General features: G+C 65.7%; 14 protein-coding genes. 9 read left to right on the forward strand and 5 right to left on the reverse strand.

The features are described 5' to 3' along the window. The first annotated feature begins 28 nt into the window (after window positions 1–28). From GOSPT_RS05980 to GOSPT_RS06005, 6 genes are all read left to right on the forward strand, one after another. Entirely contained in the window at window positions 29–1,192 is a 1,164-nt protein-coding gene (locus GOSPT_RS05980) for an acyl-CoA dehydrogenase family protein (RefSeq protein ID WP_005204078.1), read from the forward strand. After that, window positions 1,189–2,265: a bifunctional MaoC family dehydratase N-terminal/OB-fold nucleic acid binding domain-containing protein gene (locus GOSPT_RS05985; RefSeq protein WP_005204080.1), complete on the forward strand. Its 1,077-nt coding sequence runs from the start codon at window positions 1,189–1,191 to the stop codon at window positions 2,263–2,265. The genes GOSPT_RS05980 and GOSPT_RS05985 overlap by 4 nt, the downstream gene beginning before the upstream one ends. Before the next feature lie 16 nt (window positions 2,266–2,281). Continuing rightward, window positions 2,282–2,692, forward strand: coding sequence for a MaoC family dehydratase (locus GOSPT_RS05990; RefSeq protein WP_005204085.1), 411 nt, complete (start codon window positions 2,282–2,284; stop codon window positions 2,690–2,692). After that, complete coding sequence (locus GOSPT_RS05995) at window positions 2,692–3,867, forward strand: lipid-transfer protein (RefSeq protein WP_005204087.1); 1,176 nt, start codon at window positions 2,692–2,694, stop codon at window positions 3,865–3,867. Before GOSPT_RS05990 ends, GOSPT_RS05995 begins: the two co-directional genes overlap by 1 nt. A 63-nt stretch (window positions 3,868–3,930) precedes the next feature. Beyond that, window positions 3,931–5,577 (forward strand): AMP-binding protein, encoded by a 1,647-nt coding sequence (locus GOSPT_RS06000; RefSeq protein WP_005204089.1) that lies wholly within the window; start codon window positions 3,931–3,933, stop codon window positions 5,575–5,577. 83 nt (window positions 5,578–5,660) lie between these two features. Then, window positions 5,661–6,866 (forward strand): alpha/beta hydrolase family protein, encoded by a 1,206-nt coding sequence (locus tag GOSPT_RS06005; RefSeq protein WP_005204091.1) that lies wholly within the window; start codon window positions 5,661–5,663, stop codon window positions 6,864–6,866. A gap of 17 nt (window positions 6,867–6,883) precedes the next feature. On the opposite strand, the gene GOSPT_RS06010 is transcribed toward GOSPT_RS06005, so the two are convergent. After that, the gene (locus tag GOSPT_RS06010; RefSeq protein WP_005204093.1) at window positions 6,884–8,197 is read right to left on the reverse strand and encodes an SLC13 family permease; all 1,314 of its coding nucleotides are present in this window, start codon (window positions 8,195–8,197) and stop codon (window positions 6,884–6,886) included. Window positions 8,198–8,216: 19 nt separating this feature from the next. Next, window positions 8,217–9,929 carry an MFS transporter gene (locus tag GOSPT_RS06015; RefSeq protein ID WP_005204094.1) on the reverse strand — a complete coding sequence of 571 codons (1,713 nt, stop codon included), beginning with the start codon at window positions 9,927–9,929 and terminating at the stop codon, window positions 8,217–8,219. 159 nt (window positions 9,930–10,088) lie between these two features. Between GOSPT_RS06015 and GOSPT_RS23815 the strand changes: the two genes are divergently transcribed. After that, window positions 10,089–10,229: a hypothetical protein gene (locus GOSPT_RS23815; protein ID WP_168431241.1), complete on the forward strand. Its 141-nt coding sequence runs from the start codon at window positions 10,089–10,091 to the stop codon at window positions 10,227–10,229. 23 nt (window positions 10,230–10,252) lie between these two features. Here GOSPT_RS23815 and GOSPT_RS06020 read toward each other — a convergent pair whose 3' ends face one another. The 3 genes from GOSPT_RS06020 to kstD form a co-directional block, all read right to left on the reverse strand. Further along, window positions 10,253–10,684 carry a DUF6918 family protein gene (locus GOSPT_RS06020; protein ID WP_005204096.1) on the reverse strand — a complete coding sequence of 144 codons (432 nt, stop codon included), beginning with the start codon at window positions 10,682–10,684 and terminating at the stop codon, window positions 10,253–10,255. Between the two features lie 141 nt (window positions 10,685–10,825). After that, window positions 10,826–11,689 (reverse strand): enoyl-CoA hydratase ChsH3, encoded by an 864-nt coding sequence (gene chsH3, locus GOSPT_RS06025; protein ID WP_005204098.1) that lies wholly within the window; start codon window positions 11,687–11,689, stop codon window positions 10,826–10,828. Window positions 11,690–11,692: 3 nt separating this feature from the next. Further along, the gene (gene kstD, locus GOSPT_RS06030) at window positions 11,693–13,417 is read right to left on the reverse strand and encodes a 3-oxosteroid 1-dehydrogenase (RefSeq protein WP_005204113.1); all 1,725 of its coding nucleotides are present in this window, start codon (window positions 13,415–13,417) and stop codon (window positions 11,693–11,695) included. Between the two features lie 96 nt (window positions 13,418–13,513). On the opposite strand from kstD, the gene GOSPT_RS06035 reads away from it, so the two are divergent. Further along, complete coding sequence (locus tag GOSPT_RS06035) at window positions 13,514–14,374, forward strand: SDR family NAD(P)-dependent oxidoreductase (protein WP_141630818.1); 861 nt, start codon at window positions 13,514–13,516, stop codon at window positions 14,372–14,374. A 146-nt stretch (window positions 14,375–14,520) separates the two neighbouring features. Next, complete coding sequence (locus GOSPT_RS06040) at window positions 14,521–15,309, forward strand: 2-keto-4-pentenoate hydratase (RefSeq protein WP_005204118.1); 789 nt, start codon at window positions 14,521–14,523, stop codon at window positions 15,307–15,309. The last annotated feature ends 22 nt before the right edge of the window (window positions 15,310–15,331 follow it).

Consider the following 15,331-nt stretch of genomic DNA (forward strand, 5'->3'; position numbering starts at 1 on the left):
ATACCGAATCCGCAGGGGAAGTACACCGATGTTCATAGACCTCACGCCGCAGCAGCAGCAGTTGCGCGCCGATCTGCGTGAGTATTTCGCCGATCTGGTCGACCCCACGGCAGCACACACCATGCTCACCGAGCGCCACGGCCCCACCTATCGGGATGTGATCCGACAGATGGGGCGCGACGGGTGGCTCGGGGTCGGGTGGCCGAAGGAATACGGCGGCAAGGGATTCGGAGAGATCGAACAGCAGATCTTCACCAACGAGGCGGTGCGCGCCGACGTTCCGCTTCCCGCGGTGACCCTCCAAACGGTCGGGCCCACCCTCCAGGTACACGGAACCGACGAACAGAAGAAGCTCTTCCTTCCCAGAATCCTCGCCGGCGACGTCCATTTCGCGATCGGCTACACCGAACCCGACGCCGGGACCGACCTCGCATCACTGACCACGACGGCGGTCCGCGACGGTGATCACTACGTGGTCAACGGGCAGAAGATCTTCACCACAGGCGGCCACGACGCCGACTACATCTGGCTGGCGGTCCGCACCGACAAGGACGCCCCCAAGCACAAGGGCATCTCGATCCTCATCGTCGACACCTCCGATCCGGGATTCAGTTGGACGCCGATCATCACCGCCGACGGCGCTCATCACGTGAATGCCACGTACTACAACGATGTTCGCGTTCCGGTATCGATGCGCGTCGGCGACGAGGGTGGCGGGTGGAGACTGATCACCACGCAGCTCAACCACGAGCGGGTGATGCTCGGACCCGCCGGACGTATCGAGGGACTGGCGTCGCGTGTCCGTGCGTGGGCATCGCGTCCCGGCCCCGACGGCACCGTGATCGCCAAGCATCCCGACGTCGCGCGGGCGCTCGCCCAGATCGACGCATACGCGCGGATCAACGAACTACTCAACTGGCAGGTGGCGTCGACGGGAGAGGCCATTTCGATGGCCGATGCCGCGGCGACGAAGGTGTTCGCGACAGAGCGCGTGCAGGTGGTGTGTCGCATGATCGACGAGATCATCGGCCGTTACGGGGATTTCACCGATCCCGAGACCGCAGCCCTGGTGGATTGGCTCGACGTTCAGGAGAAGAGAAACGTGGTGATCACCTTCGGAGGTGGCGTCAACGAGGTGATGCGCGACATGATCGCCACCGCCGGACTGGGACTACCGAGGGCCAAGCGATGAGCGACATCCGCACCGCCGCGCAGGCGATCATCGACGCCGGGCCGAGCGCGCCGACGCTCGGGCGCGACCCGGTGAACACCCCGATGATCAACAACTGGGTCGAGGCCATCGGCGACACGAACCCTGTCTACGTCGACGCCGAAGCTGCTCGTGCAGCGGGACATTCGGGAGTCGTCGCACCGCCCGCGATGGCGCAGGTGTGGACGATGCGCGGGCTGAACGGGCGGCGTACCGCCGACGATCCGCTCGGCAGGGCGTCGGAGCTCTTCGATGAGGCGGGGTACACCTCCGTCGTGGCGACCAACTGCGACACCACCTATCATCGCTATCTCGATGTGGGAGAGCAGGTCTCGCTCTCGGCTGAACTTCTCGACGTCGTCGGACCCAAGCAGACGGCACTGGGGGAGGGTTGGTTCTTCACCACGCGCAACACCTGGTCGGTCGACGACGAGGTGGTCGCCGAGATGGACTTCCGCATCCTGAAGTTCCGGCCGCACGACGACGCCGCCACGACCCGCGACATCGGGACCGCCGACACCGGGACCGCCGACACCGAGGCCGGTGGCGTACCCTCCGATCTCGACCCCTCACGAATGTTGCGTCCCAGCGCATCTCGCGACACCGAGTTCTTCTGGGAGGGCGTCGCAGCCCACGAACTGCGCATCCAGAAACTCGACGACGGAACGCTACGTCATCCGCCGATACCCGCGACCTGGAAGCCGCGACGACCCGACGGAACGGTGCCGGTCACCGACTACGTCGTCGCGGCAGGCACGGGGACGGTCTACAGCTACGTGGTGCACCGCGCACCCAAAGTGCCAGGGCGCGAGCTGCCTTTCGTGGTCGCCCTCGTAGAACTCGACGGACTCGACGCGGTAGAGAGCGGCGGCGACGGTGTACCGCTCTCCGCGCCCGTCCGCATGCTCGCCGAGTTGCGCGACGTCGACCCTGCCGACGTGCACATCGGACAGCGCGTCGAGGCGATGTTCGTCGACTTTCCCGCCGACGAGGAGTCGGGCACCGACGCCTGGACGTTGTACGCGTGGCGCCCTACCGCACAGGAGGCACAGTGACCACACAGGAGGCCCAGTGACCACCAGCGCGATTCCCGCTGTCGAAGTAGGAACGACGTTGCCGCCGTTGACAATCGAAGCGACACCAACGTTCATCGTGTCGACGGCGCTGGCAACCCGTGACTTCCAGGACGTGCATCACGACCGCGATCTCGCTCAGGCCAAGGGGTCCAAGGACATCTTTGTCAACATCCTCACCGACACCGGACTCGTCGAGCGATTCGTCACCGACTGGGCCGGTCCCTCGTCGCGGATTCGTTCGATCAAGCTCAAACTCGGTGTGCCGTGGTACGCCTACGACTCGTTGACCTTCACCGGCGACGTGACCGGCGTCGACGACGATCTCATCACCGTTGCCGTCACGGGAACCAATGCGCTTGGTAAGCATGTGATCTCGACGGTCACGCTCACGTGGGGAGATCGCTGATGGGGCAGCTGTCGGGGGCAGCCGCGATCGCAGGCATCGGTGCCACCGAGTTCTCCAAGAACTCCGGGCGCAGCGAACTGCGATTGGCAACCGAGGCGGTGCAGGCAGCGCTCGCCGATGCCGGCCTGACTCCCGCCGATGTCGACGGGCTGGTCAGTTTCACCATGGACACCAACTCGGAGATCGCCGTCGCCCGCGCGGTGGGAATCCCCGAGCTCACGTACTTCTCGCGCATCCACTATGGCGGAGGTGCGGCATGTTCGACGGTCCAGCAGGCGGCGATGGCTGTGGCCACGGGTGTCGCCGACGTCGTCGTGGCGTATCGGGCGTTCAACGAGCGGTCCGGTTTGCGCTTCGGACAGGTGAATTCGGCTGTGGCCAACCAGGAGAACTCGTCGGGTACCGACAACGCGTTCAGCTATCCGCACGGGTTGTCGACCCCGGCAGCGTTCGTCGCCATGGTCGCGCAGCGGTATCTGCACGAGTTCGGCGCCACGAGTGAGGATTTCGGACGCATTGCCGTCGTCGACCGCAAGCACGCGGCAACCAATCCCGAGGCGTTCTTCTACGGCAAGCCCATCACGTTGGACGACCATCAGCAGTCGCGCTACATCGCCGAGCCGTTGCATCTGCTCGATTGCTGTCAGGAGTCGGACGGTGGCGTTGCGATCGTCGTCGTGTCGGCTGACCGCGCGCGCGATCTACCGAATCCGCCTGCCGTGATCTCGGGGGCGGCGTCGGGCAGCGGCGTCGACCAGTTCATCATGACGAGCTATTACCGGGACGAACTCGCCGCGCTGCCCGAGATGGGCCTGGTCGGTCGGCAGCTCTGGGAGCAGTCGGGTTTGCGGCCCGACGACATGGACGCCGCGATCCTCTACGACCACTTCACGCCGTACACCCTGTTGCAGTTGGAGGAGTTGGGGTTCTGCGGCCGTGGCGAGGCAAAGGATTTCGTGCGAGAGCCGGGCGCGTTGGAAGTCGGTGGTCGGCTCCCGTTGAACACACACGGAGGTCAGTTGGGGGAGGCCTACATCCACGGGATGAACGGGATCGCCGAAGCGGTCCGGCAACTGCGCGGTACGTCGGTGAATCAGGTGCCGGGGGCGGAGCGGGTGGTGGTCACAGCAGGAACGGGAGTTCCGACAAGCGGTTTGGTGCTGACGGCGGCGTAGGCGCCGCGCAGGACGGATAGAGATGACGGGTCACAAGCAGTGCAGCAAGAGGAGCCAGCAGCAATGAAATTCAACCTCGCCGACGTCTTCGAGACAGTCGCCGATTCGGTCCCCGACCGCATAGCCCTCAGCTACGGCGGACGGCAGATCAGCTATGCCGAGCTCGATCGACTTTCGAGCCAGGTCGCGCACATGTTCGCCGCGCAGGGCATCGGACTCGACGACAACGTGTCACTGTTTCTCAAGAACAGCGTCGAACACGTCACCAGTCTGCTCGGCCTGCTGAAGGTCCGCGCGGTGCCGGTCAACGTCAACTATCGCTATACCAATGCCGAGCTGGGATACATCTTCGACAATTCCGACTCGCGGGGAATCGTCGTCGAAGAGCCGGAGCATCAGCGCAGCGTCGCCGCCCTGCTGTCCGAATTACCGCTCGTGAGAACGGTATTCGTCATCGGCGAGATCGTCGACGAACTGCGCGCGGCGGCCGACGATCTGCCCGACGGACGCACTGTGCAGATCGTGCCGTTCTCTGATTCGGAGAAAATGTCCGACGCAAAGGATTTCGAGCAGCGGACCGGCGACGAGCACTATCTCCTGTACACGGGCGGCACCACCGGCTATCCGAAGGGCGTGATCTGGCGCCACGACGACTTCTTCCGCAAGCCGATCTCCGGTGGCAACCCGTATGGCGAGGCGCGCAAGGATCTTGCCGAAGTCGGTGCGGCGGTGAAGGATTTCCCGTCGATCGCCTTCAATATCGCCGCACCGCTGATGCACGGCGCGGCGTCGTATTCGTTGTTCACCTTCCTCACGCTTGGCGGTCGGTTGGTGCTGATGCGCGACTTCGATCCGGCCGCAATCGTGTCGGGCATCGAGGATGAGCAGATCCAGATCATCCTCATCGTCGGCGACGCGATGGGAATGCCGCTCGTCGAGGAACTCGAGCGTCGCAAGGGCGACGTCGATCTGTCGTCGCTGTTCTCGATCACCTCCGGCGGTGCGATCTGGTCGCAGCACGTCCGTGAGCGGATGGCGGCGGTCAAGCCGGATCTGGTGCTGCGTGACAATTTCGGCGCGTCGGAGTCGGGCAACGACGGCGAGATCATGATGGACGACAACGGCAACCTTCGGGTGCAGCCGACGGACAAGATGATGGTGGTCGACGAGTCGCTCAACGAGATCACCCCTGGCTCAGGCGATGTCGGATACATCGCGCGAATCGGCAATGTGCCCCTCGGCTATTACAAGGACGAGGCCAAGTCGGCCAAGACATTTCCGACACTTCCCGACGGTCGACGCATCTCGGTGCTCGGCGACATGGGGACAGTGGAAGCCGACGGCACCATCGTGTTTCTCGGGCGTGGTTCGCAATGCATCAACACCGGCGGCGAGAAGGTCTACGCCGAGGAGGTCGAGGCGACGCTGCACGCGCACCCGGCCGTGGCCGACGCTCTCGTCGTCCCGGTTCCTGATCCCAAATACGGGCAGCGGGTCGGTGCGGTGGTCGCGGTGGCGCAGGGCGAATCGGAGCCGACTCTCGAAGACTTGCAGACGCATTGCCGCGAATCGCTGGCGGGCTACAAGGTGCCGCGCCTCGTCGTCTTCGTCGACGAGGTCAAGCGGACGCCCGCGGGCAAGGCCGACTACAAGTGGGCGAAAGCCACCGCTGCCCAGGCGCCTGCTGCCCCGGAGTCGGCAGGCGTCTGAGCACACTCGGCCCGACAGAGCGCCCGCTCGGCGTAACGCGACGCCCACTCGATCGGCCGTTTGCCGCGCGAAGGGGGCGCCGAATGTATACGGTGTTCATCGTGAGTAAGCGAAGCAGGGTCGGGCGTCGGGTTGGCGTGATGGTGTCGGCGATGGCAGTGGCCGTTGCGACGGTGTCGGCGGTGGCCGGCGCCTCGCCCGCACATGCGGCCCCGAGCGGTGCGTCGGGCACTGTGGTGTCCACCGAGCCGCTCCCGGCGCGCATCACCGTCCCCGGTGCGGTCGATGCAAAGCGAATCACCTACTGGACCAAGGGCGTTCGCGATGTGCCTGCGCTGTCGAGCGGTGCTGTCTATCTCCCGCCGGGTACTCCTCCCAAGGGTGGCTGGCCGGTGATCGCGTGGGCGCACGGTACTACCGGGCTCGCCGATCACTGTGCCTACTCCATCGGCGGTCCGGTCGCCGTCGAGCGTGACTGGGACTACCTCGGCTCGTGGATGTCCAAGGGATACGCGGTGGTCGCCTCGGATTATGTGGGGCTCGGTACGCCGGGTAACCATCCGTATCTGAACGGTCGGGTCGAGGCGCACAGCATCGTCGACAGCGTGAAGGCGGCACGGCAGGTGTATCCGCAGTTGTCGCGCAAGTGGGCGGTCGTCGGGCAGTCGCAGGGTGGCGGAGCCGCGATCACGACGGCTCGCTACGCAACCCAGTTCGGTGGCAAGGATCTGGACTATCGGGGCGCCGTCGGGACCGGCGTTCCGGCATACATCGAGAATCTCGTTGCGGCGCTTGGTCGTCCGTCGCCGGTCCGACTAGGCGGGTTCTCGCCCAACACGACGATCTACGTGATGTACATCCTCTCCGGACTGCGCACGTCGTTCCCGGAATGGAACATCAACTCGTTCCTGACCCCGTACGGGCGCTACTGGGTCGACAAGGCCGAGACCCTGTGCGACTCCGACAACGAACTCGGCGGTCTGGTCCGGTCGCAGAAGGTCGATCCCGGAAAACTGTTGAGCCGCCCGCTGTCGGACATTCCCGGATTCCAGGCGAAACTCACCGACTACATGGGCATCCCCGAATCCGGCTACGACCGACCGTTCTTCATCGGACAGGGCGGCCTCGACACCGATGTGAACACTCCCGGAGTGTTGCTCCTCGTGTCGCGACTCAAGGCGAACAACCAGCCGGTCACGTTTCGGTTCTATCCGAACCAAGACCACAGTGGCACGGTCAATGCGTCGAAGGGTGACTCGATCCCGTTCGTGGCCAAGCTCTTCGGCTGACCCGCACAGCCGAAAGCTCAGCCGAACGCTCGCAGCCCGACCCAGAGTGCGAGCACGGCTGCTACCAGTGTCAGCGGCACCGACACCAGTCCGAGTGACAGGTAGACACGCGACGACGTCGACGCCGAGTGCCGACGCATGACGTCACGCCACAGCAGATTGGCCAGCGACCCGAACACGGCCAGGTTGGGGCCGATGTTCACACCGAGCAGTATCGCGAGCACCAGCGCCGGTTGACCCGCCACGAGCGGGACGAGCAGCAGCGTCGCAGGGAGATTGTTGAACAGGTTGGCGGCGATCGCTGCGATCACCGCGGCACCCAGCAGCGCGAGAAGTCCTGCCCCGGAGGGCATCAGCGTCGAGAAGAGATCACCCACGGGGCCGTTGCGCACGGGCAGGATGATCACACCCAGCGCGGCAACGAAGATCAGGAATGGGACTCCTGCGGCGCGGACGGCGTCGACGCATGTTGCGGCCGGTGCCCGCCACAGCGACGGCAACGCCATGACCAGCGCCCCGATGCCCGCCACGGCGGCCAGCGGGACACCGAGAGGTTCTGCGACGACGAATCCCACGAGAAGCACGCCGAGCGCGGCCAACGTCAGCAGCGGCGCTCGTGGCGACTCGCCTCCTCCTGAATGGTCGTGCGCCACATCGGGTACGTCTGGTTCGGGAGGGTCGTCGACCTCACGTTGTCCACGGGGAGACCGCAGGTCTACGGCGAAGAACCACCGAAAGACGAGATATTCGACGACGATCGCCGCGACCCACGGCCACGCCATGATCGCGGCGAAGCGCGTGAACGACAGCCCGGCCGCGCCGAAGGCGAGCAGATTGGTCAGGTTGGAGACGGGCAGAAGCGTCGAGGCGCTGTTGGCCAGATGGTTGCTCGCGAAGGCGATGGGTGTGACCCGCGCGCCGATGTGTCGTGCGGTCAGCACCGCCACCGGGGTCAGCAGGACGATCGTGGTGTCGAGGGACAGTACAGCGGTCGTGATGGCTGCCACCACGAACACGATGCGCAGCAATCCGATCGCCGAACCGCGACTCCACCTGGCCAGTACCACCCCGACCCAGACGAAAACGCCTGCGCGTGCGCAGATCTCGGCGACGACGAGCATCGCCGCGAGAAACCCGATCGTCGGCAGCATGAACCGCACCTCTGCCAGGGCGGTGTGCCAGTCGACGAGACCTAGCGCGACGACGAGCACAGCCGCCGGAACGGCGACAACTGCGGCGGGGACGCGTGTGACCGATACGGTGGCGACGATGGTCACGACCATCACGACGACCGCGACCACGGTGCCGAACGCGCTGCTCGCCTCGATCACCGGAGCGAGCCTACGCTGCTCACCTTTCCGTGGAGCGTTGCCTGTCGCCGTCGGCCCAGCCGAACTCGTTGCTCCCTGTCACAGGTTCCCCCTCGCCGGTTCCGGTACCGATGTCGGTATCGGTGACCGCGACGACACGACGAGGAGCGAGCCACAGCAACACGGCTGCGCCCGCGAGGAGGACCGCTCCGAGGACGACGCACGCCTGATTCATCGGCGTGACGAACGCGTCTTGCGCGCCATCGAGGATGGCGCGTGCCAGACCGCTCGCCTGCGCGGGAAGTCTGTGTGCCACCTCGGTGGCCTCCGCCAGTGACTTGCCGATGCGAGTCGACGCCTCGTCGGCCTGGGCGAGAAGCGCCTGGCCACCCGCCGTGTCGCCGGCGGCGATGCGTTGGCGTCCGGCGGCGTCGAGTTGGTCGTGAGCGAGTGCGCTCGTCGGCCCGATTCGGGCGGAGTACCCGGCCGCGAGCAGCGACCCGGCGATGGCGATCCCGATGGCCGCACCGAGTTCGCGCGCTGTGTCGTTGACCGCCGACCCGACGCCCTGGTTGTCCAGCGGTGTATTCGACATGATGGCCGTGGTCGACGGTGCGGTCGCGAGTCCGATACCGGTCGCGATGACTCCTGTCATCGCCGCGAACACCGGGTAACTGTCGTAGTCGACGAGCCCTAGGAGCAGCATGCCGATGCCTGCGACGAGGATTCCGCCCGCGAGAACGAAACGCAGCGAGTGGAACCGCACGGCGACCCAGTTGCCCACGAGCGCGAAAGCGCTGACGCCGACGACCATGGGCATCAGTGCGAAAGCCGATTGCAGCGGGGAGTAGCCCATCACCAGTTGCAGTCGCTGCAACATCAGATAGAAGGCGCCGAAGGACGCGAAGAATTGCAATGCCACCGAGAGTGCGCCGGAACCGAAGGCGCGGTTGGTGAACAGTCGGACGTCGAGCAGCGGGTCGGTGATGCGTAGTTCCACCACGCAGAACGCGGCCAACAGCACCAGTCCGCCGATCAGGGTGAACAGTACGAGCGCGTCACCCCAACCCCGGTGCGGTGCTTCGAGAAGACCGAAGACGATTCCGGTCACGCCGAGGACCGAGAGGGCGGTACCGCCGAAGTCGAAGCGTCCGGGGTTGCTGTCGCGGGAGGTTCCGATCGTCAGGCACAGCAGAGCGGTCACGAGGGCCGATGCCGCGAAGGTGATGAAAATCGAGTGCCACGAGAAGAATTCGAGCAGCACACCGGTGACGAAGAATCCCGCGATCGCTCCCGCACCTGCCACCGCAGCCCAAATGCTCACGGCGATACTGCGCTTGTCCGTGGGCACGCCGGAGGTGATCAGCGACAGCGTGGTGGGCATGATGAGCGCCGCAGCGGCGCCTGCCAGGATTCGGGTGCAGATCAACTGGGTGGGATTGGTGGTCCAGATCGCCAGCAGCGAGGCGACGGCAAAAATGACGAGACCGACGATCAGGACCTCGCGCCGACCGAACCGGTCGCCGATGGCGCCTGCCGGAAGTAGAAGTGCCGCAAGGGCTAACGTGTAGCCGTCGACGATCCACGTCATCTCGCTCGAGTCGGCGCCGATGTCGACGGCGATGTCGGCCAGAGCGGTGTTCAGTGCGGCCATCGCCGCGACCACCATGCTGACCGCAGCGCAGGCGATCAGAATCAGCCATGCCGCACGTGTGTTCTCGCGGGTCAGTCTCGTGCGTGTCAGCCCGGCCATTTCGTCCCCGTGGGTATCGTGTCGAGGTTATTCGCGACACGCTGCCGGGAAACACCCCAAACTCCTGCACCATGTGACACATTTATCACTGTAGTAACACACCGGGAGTATTCGACAAGGTAGTTGGCGGGTGTCCCGGACGATCGAAAGTGAGAGATCATGGCCTCATCCCAGGTCGCATCTTCACGAGCAACCGACACGACGCCGGTCCGCCTGCACATCTGGCGGGTGTTGTCGATGCTGGCCGCGCTGATCGCGGTCGGTGTGGTGTTGGTTCTCATCCTCACCTCCGCGGCCTAGCGCGACCAGCCGACACGTCGGACTCAGCCCGCGTACTTCTCGACGACTGCGCCGACTCGCGGAAGTGCCGCGGCCACATAGTTTTTCGCCTTGCCGCGCAGCGAGTTGTATGCCTTCGCCAGTGCAGGCTTGGCATTCGATACCTGATCGTCGGTCACCTGAAGCAGTGCTTCGGAGGCCGCGTCGGAATTGTTCGCGAGATGATCGCCGAACGCGACTCCCGCGGGCTTGCTGTCCCAGAACGGTTGCAGCGCAGCGAGAAAGTCGGGCAGCAACTGATCGGTGGCCCGAGTCACGATGTCCGGCTTGATCTTCTGGACTGCGCCGTATGCCGCTTTGACAGCGGCTCCGCTGAGGCCCTTCTGCTCCGACACCTCGGCGTCGATCACGCCGACGAAATCGTTGACCACTGCCGGACGGTTGGCTCCGAGCAGTGACTGCAGCGAATCGCTCATCGAATCTCCTTCTTGGTCCGTGGCACGGCCACGGCAGGTTGCGGGAATGACCGTCAGTGACCTTATCGGTTCCGTCTGCGATGGTGCGCGCTGGCGGCATCCGGTCTTCGACGTCGAATTTCCGCGACTCCCGTCGACTGCTCAGCGGCGTTTGTCCACGACCACGTTCGCCAGCGCCGGGGCGTTCTCGCGGTCGATCACCGAGGCGGTCACCAGGAGCCTGTCGGCCTCGTCCCACACCGCAACGTCGAGAGTCTCACCCGGGAACACCACGCCCGCGAAGGTTGCCGAGAAGTCGGCCACCGCGATGACATCGCCGTCGAGGAGTTCGTCGACGACGGCCCGGCACACCGATCCATACGTGCACAGGCCGTGCAGGATGGGACGCGGAAAGCCGGCGGCCGCGGCGAATGCCGGGTCGGAGTGCAGGGGATTGCGGTCGCCGCACAACCGGTAGAGCAGCGCCTGGTTCGGCAGCGTGGGGACCTGCAGGGTGACATCGGGTGCTCGGTCGGGATAAGCGACTTTGCTCGACGCTCCGCGTTCGCCTCCGAAACCGCCCTCGCCCTTGGCGAAGATCGACGACCGCTCGGTCCACAGCGGTTCGCCCGTCTCGTCGACGGTGACGCCCTCGGAGATGATGACCGCCGCGGACCCCTTGTCCTGGACCTCGACAATCCGCTTGCGCGTCGTCGCCTTGCCCTCCGGCGGCAGTGGTCGGTGCGCGGTGATCTGCTGGCTGCCGTGGACGACCTTCGCCAGATCGATGTCGATGCCGGGGAAGGAGACCGTGGGAGCCTGCGTCGCGTGGAACGTCGCGGCGACCGTCGCGAACGTCGGTAGCACCTTGGGAGCGGCGTCGTCGACGTAGCGCAGGCCGGCGGCGTCGAGCGGATCACGGGCTGCTCCGACGGCGAGGTGGTAGAGCGCAACGTCGGATGCCGTCCACGAGAAGGTGACCTCGGGCAACTCTGCCCCGACTGCGACCGATGGATCGATGGGCACGGCTTACGCTCCTGCCGTCGTCGACGTCGGGGTTGCCTGCCCGGTGCGTGCGGCGGCGTCGAGCGCGGCGAGGTAGCCGAAGACGAGCGCGGGGCCGATGGTGGCGCCGGGGCCGGCATAGGTGTGGCCCATGACCGGTGCGCTGGTGTTGCCCGCGGCGTAGAGGCCCTCGATGACCGAGCCGTCCGGTCGCAGCGCGCGGCCCGACGCGTCGGTGTCGATGCCGCCCTTGGTGCCGAGGTCTCCCGGCACCATCTTGACCGCGTAGAACGGCGCCTTGCGGACCGGCCCGAGGCTCGGGTTGGGCTTGTTGGTGATGTCGCCGTAGTAGTGGTCGTAGCCGCTCTCGCCGCGATGGAAGTCGGCGTCGACGCCGGACTTCGCGAATCCGTTGAAGCGTTCGGTTGTCGTGGTCAGCGCGTCGGCAGGGACGCCGATCTTGTCGGCGAGCTCGGAGATCGTGTCGGCTTTGACGACGACCCCGGAATCAAACCACTTCTTGGGCAACGGTTGTCGCGCGTTGATCCCCGCGAAGAGGTATCGGTTGCGGCACGTCTGGTCGAAGATCAGCCAGCCGGGTACGTTCTCTCCCGGGCCGTCGCCCTGGCCGAACTCGCCGCCATACATCTGGTGCACGGCCTCCACGTAGGGCAGTGATTCGTTCATGAATCGCTCGCCGCGCATGTTGACGATGAACGTGCCGGGGACGGAGCGTTCGGAGAGTGCGAACCACGGCCCGCGCGGCAGGGGAATGGTCGGTCCCCACCAGGCGTCGTCCATCAGCGACACCGCGGCGCCGATCTTGATGCCCGCGTTGATCCCGTCACCGGTGTTCGACGGCGCGCCCGTCGTCCAGTCCGCCCCGATCGGTTCGCGCTGATATTTGCGGCGCATCTCGACGTTGCGCTCGAATCCGCCGCAGGCGAGGATCACGCCTTTCTCGGCGCGGATGTCGAACTGCTGACCGTCGGATTCCGCTCTCACCCCGACGACACGGCCGTCATCGGTGAGAAGGTCGACGAGGCCGGTGTTCAATCGCAGTGGCACGCCGGCCTGTCGAACGCCGAGCAGCAGTTCGGCGGCGAGTGCCGCACCCATCGCGATGAGCTTCTTGCCGCGCGAGCGTGCCCAGAAGAATCGACCGCCGACCTTGGCCATCCGCGCCGGGCCGCGCCAATGGCGTATACCGGTGTTGAGCCAGCGGTAATCCGATTGCAGCACAACCATATTGAGCGGCGCCTTGGTGTACTGCGGGTGCAGGGTGTCGAGGTCGTCGCCGAGTGCTCGTGCATCGAATGGCCGAGGTTCGACGCTGCGCCCGCCCAGCCGACCGCCCGGCGCTTCGGGGTAGTAGTCGGAGTAGTTCTTCACCCATTCGAGGTCGAGAGGGGCGTGCTTCATCAGGAAGTCGAGCGCCTCGGGGCCGCGGTCGATGTAGGCGTCGATGCGGTCTTCGCGTGCGTGCTCGCCGATGATCGCCTTGACGTACTCGCGGGCCCGCTCGGGTGTGTCGTCGACGCCGTCGCGCTTCAACACGGAGTTGTTCGGAATCCAGACGCCGCCACCCGAGCGCGACGTCGAGCCTCCCCAGTACGGCGACTTTTCGATGATCACCGTCGTGAGGCCCTGCGCCGCTGCGGTGATCGCGGCACTCAGCCCTGCCGCACCCGCACCCACGACGATGACGTCGTAGGTCTCTGGTTGTCCTTGCTCGCGCTCGCCTGCCATCGGGTTCCCTTCGTGCTCCGCGGTGGAACGTGTTCTATCTACGAATTAGAACACGTTTCAGAAATGTGGCGCCAGGGTGTGGGAGAGTCGGTGCGCATGGAGCATGGGCGAGTTGTGGTGGTGACCGGCGCGAGCCGCGGCGCGGGCAGGGGAATCGCGCTCGCGCTGGGCGCGAGCGGGGCGACGGTGTACGTGACCGGCCGGACCGCGAACGACGGCGACAGCGGACTACCCGGTTCGGTGAATTCGACTGCTGCCGAGGTGAGCGCTCGCGGCGGCGTCGGTGTTCCGGTGGTGCTCAACCACGCCGACGACAAGGCGGTCGCCGCACTGTTCGAGCGAGTCGGTGACGAGAACGACGGCTTCCTCGACATCCTGGTCAACAACGCGCTGACCCTGCCGGACGCATTGACGGGGAAGGGTCCGTTCTGGAGCAAGCCGCTCTCGCTCACCGACCTGTTCGACGTCGGAATGCGCTCGACGTATGTCGCAAGCCATTTCGCCGCACCGCTTCTGGTGCACCGCGGTTCGGGCCTGATCGTCAATACCTCCTCCTTCGGTGGCGCCTGCTACATGCACGGACCCGCGTACGGCGCGGGCAAGGCTGCCGTCGACAAACTGGCTCACGACATGGCCGTCGACTTCCGGCCGCACGACGTCGCCGTGATCTCGCTGTGGATGGGCCTGCTGCTGACCGAGCGCACCCGCGCGGCATTCGCCGATCACCCGGATGCGTATGCCGGTCTCGCCGCCAACGCCGAATCGCCGGAGTTCGTGGGGCGGGTCGTCGCCGCGCTCGCCGACGACCCCGATCGGATGTCGCGGAGTGGGCGGGTTCTCATCGCAGCGGAACTCGCTGCCGAGTACGGCGTCGTCGACACCGACGGTCGGCAGCCGCCGTCACACCGCGCGATGCTGGGCGACCCGCCGACGTTCAGCCCTGCGGTCATCGACTGAGTAGTGGGCGGGGGCGTGGGTGGGGCGCTGAAGGGGACTGCCGCAAAACTGGAACATGTTCTAAACTAGAACGTGTTCATGCCGTGGTGGCCTGTGTGCTCGCCGCGGTGGGTGTGATAACGTACCGACCTCGGAAGTGAGCAGAAGTGGCCGTCGACAAGGCAACTCGCGAGCAGATAGCGGCGGATTTGTGGACCGCGGAACAGACCGCGACCGCCATCGAGCGCCCGACCGACACCCATCCCGACCTCGACGTCGTCGACGCGTACGAGATCCAGCTGATCAATATCCGCAGGCGTCTCGATGCGGGTGCGAAGGTAGCCGGGCACAAGGTGGGCCTTGCGTCGGAGGCCATGCAGAAGATGATGGGCGTCGACGAGCCCGACTACGGGCATCTGCTCGACGAGATGCAGTACCACGAGTCGACCCCCATCGACACGGCTCGGCTCTGCTTCCCGCGGGTCGAGGTGGAGGTCGGGTTCATCCTCGGCAAGGACCTGCCGGGGGAGGGGTGCACCAACGACGACGTCATCGATGCCGTCGAGTGGGTGGTGCCGTCGATCGAACTCATCGATTCGCGGATCACGGACTGGAAGATCACGCTCTGCGACACCATCGCCGACAACGCGTCGTCGTGCGGATGGATTCTCGGCGAGCAGCGGGTGGCCATCGGCGATATCGATACCGGCGACGTCGACGCGGTGCTGCACCGCAACGGTGAGGTCGTCGCCAAGGGCAATTCGTCTGCGGTACTCGGACATCCGCTCAATGCGGTGTCGTGGCTCGCGCGCAAGGTCGAGGGTTTCGGGGTGCGGCTGCGCAAGGGCGACCTGATCCTTCCCGGGACCGCGACACGGGCCTTCGACGTCGCGCCCGGCGACCACGTCGTCGCCGAGTTCGCGGGACTCGGCACCGTCACACTGGACTTCGACTGAGTCTCAACAGTTTTCGTCAAGA

Source organism: Gordonia sputi NBRC 100414 (genome assembly GCF_000248055.1).
Lineage (GTDB): Bacteria > Actinomycetota > Actinomycetes > Mycobacteriales > Mycobacteriaceae > Gordonia > Gordonia sputi.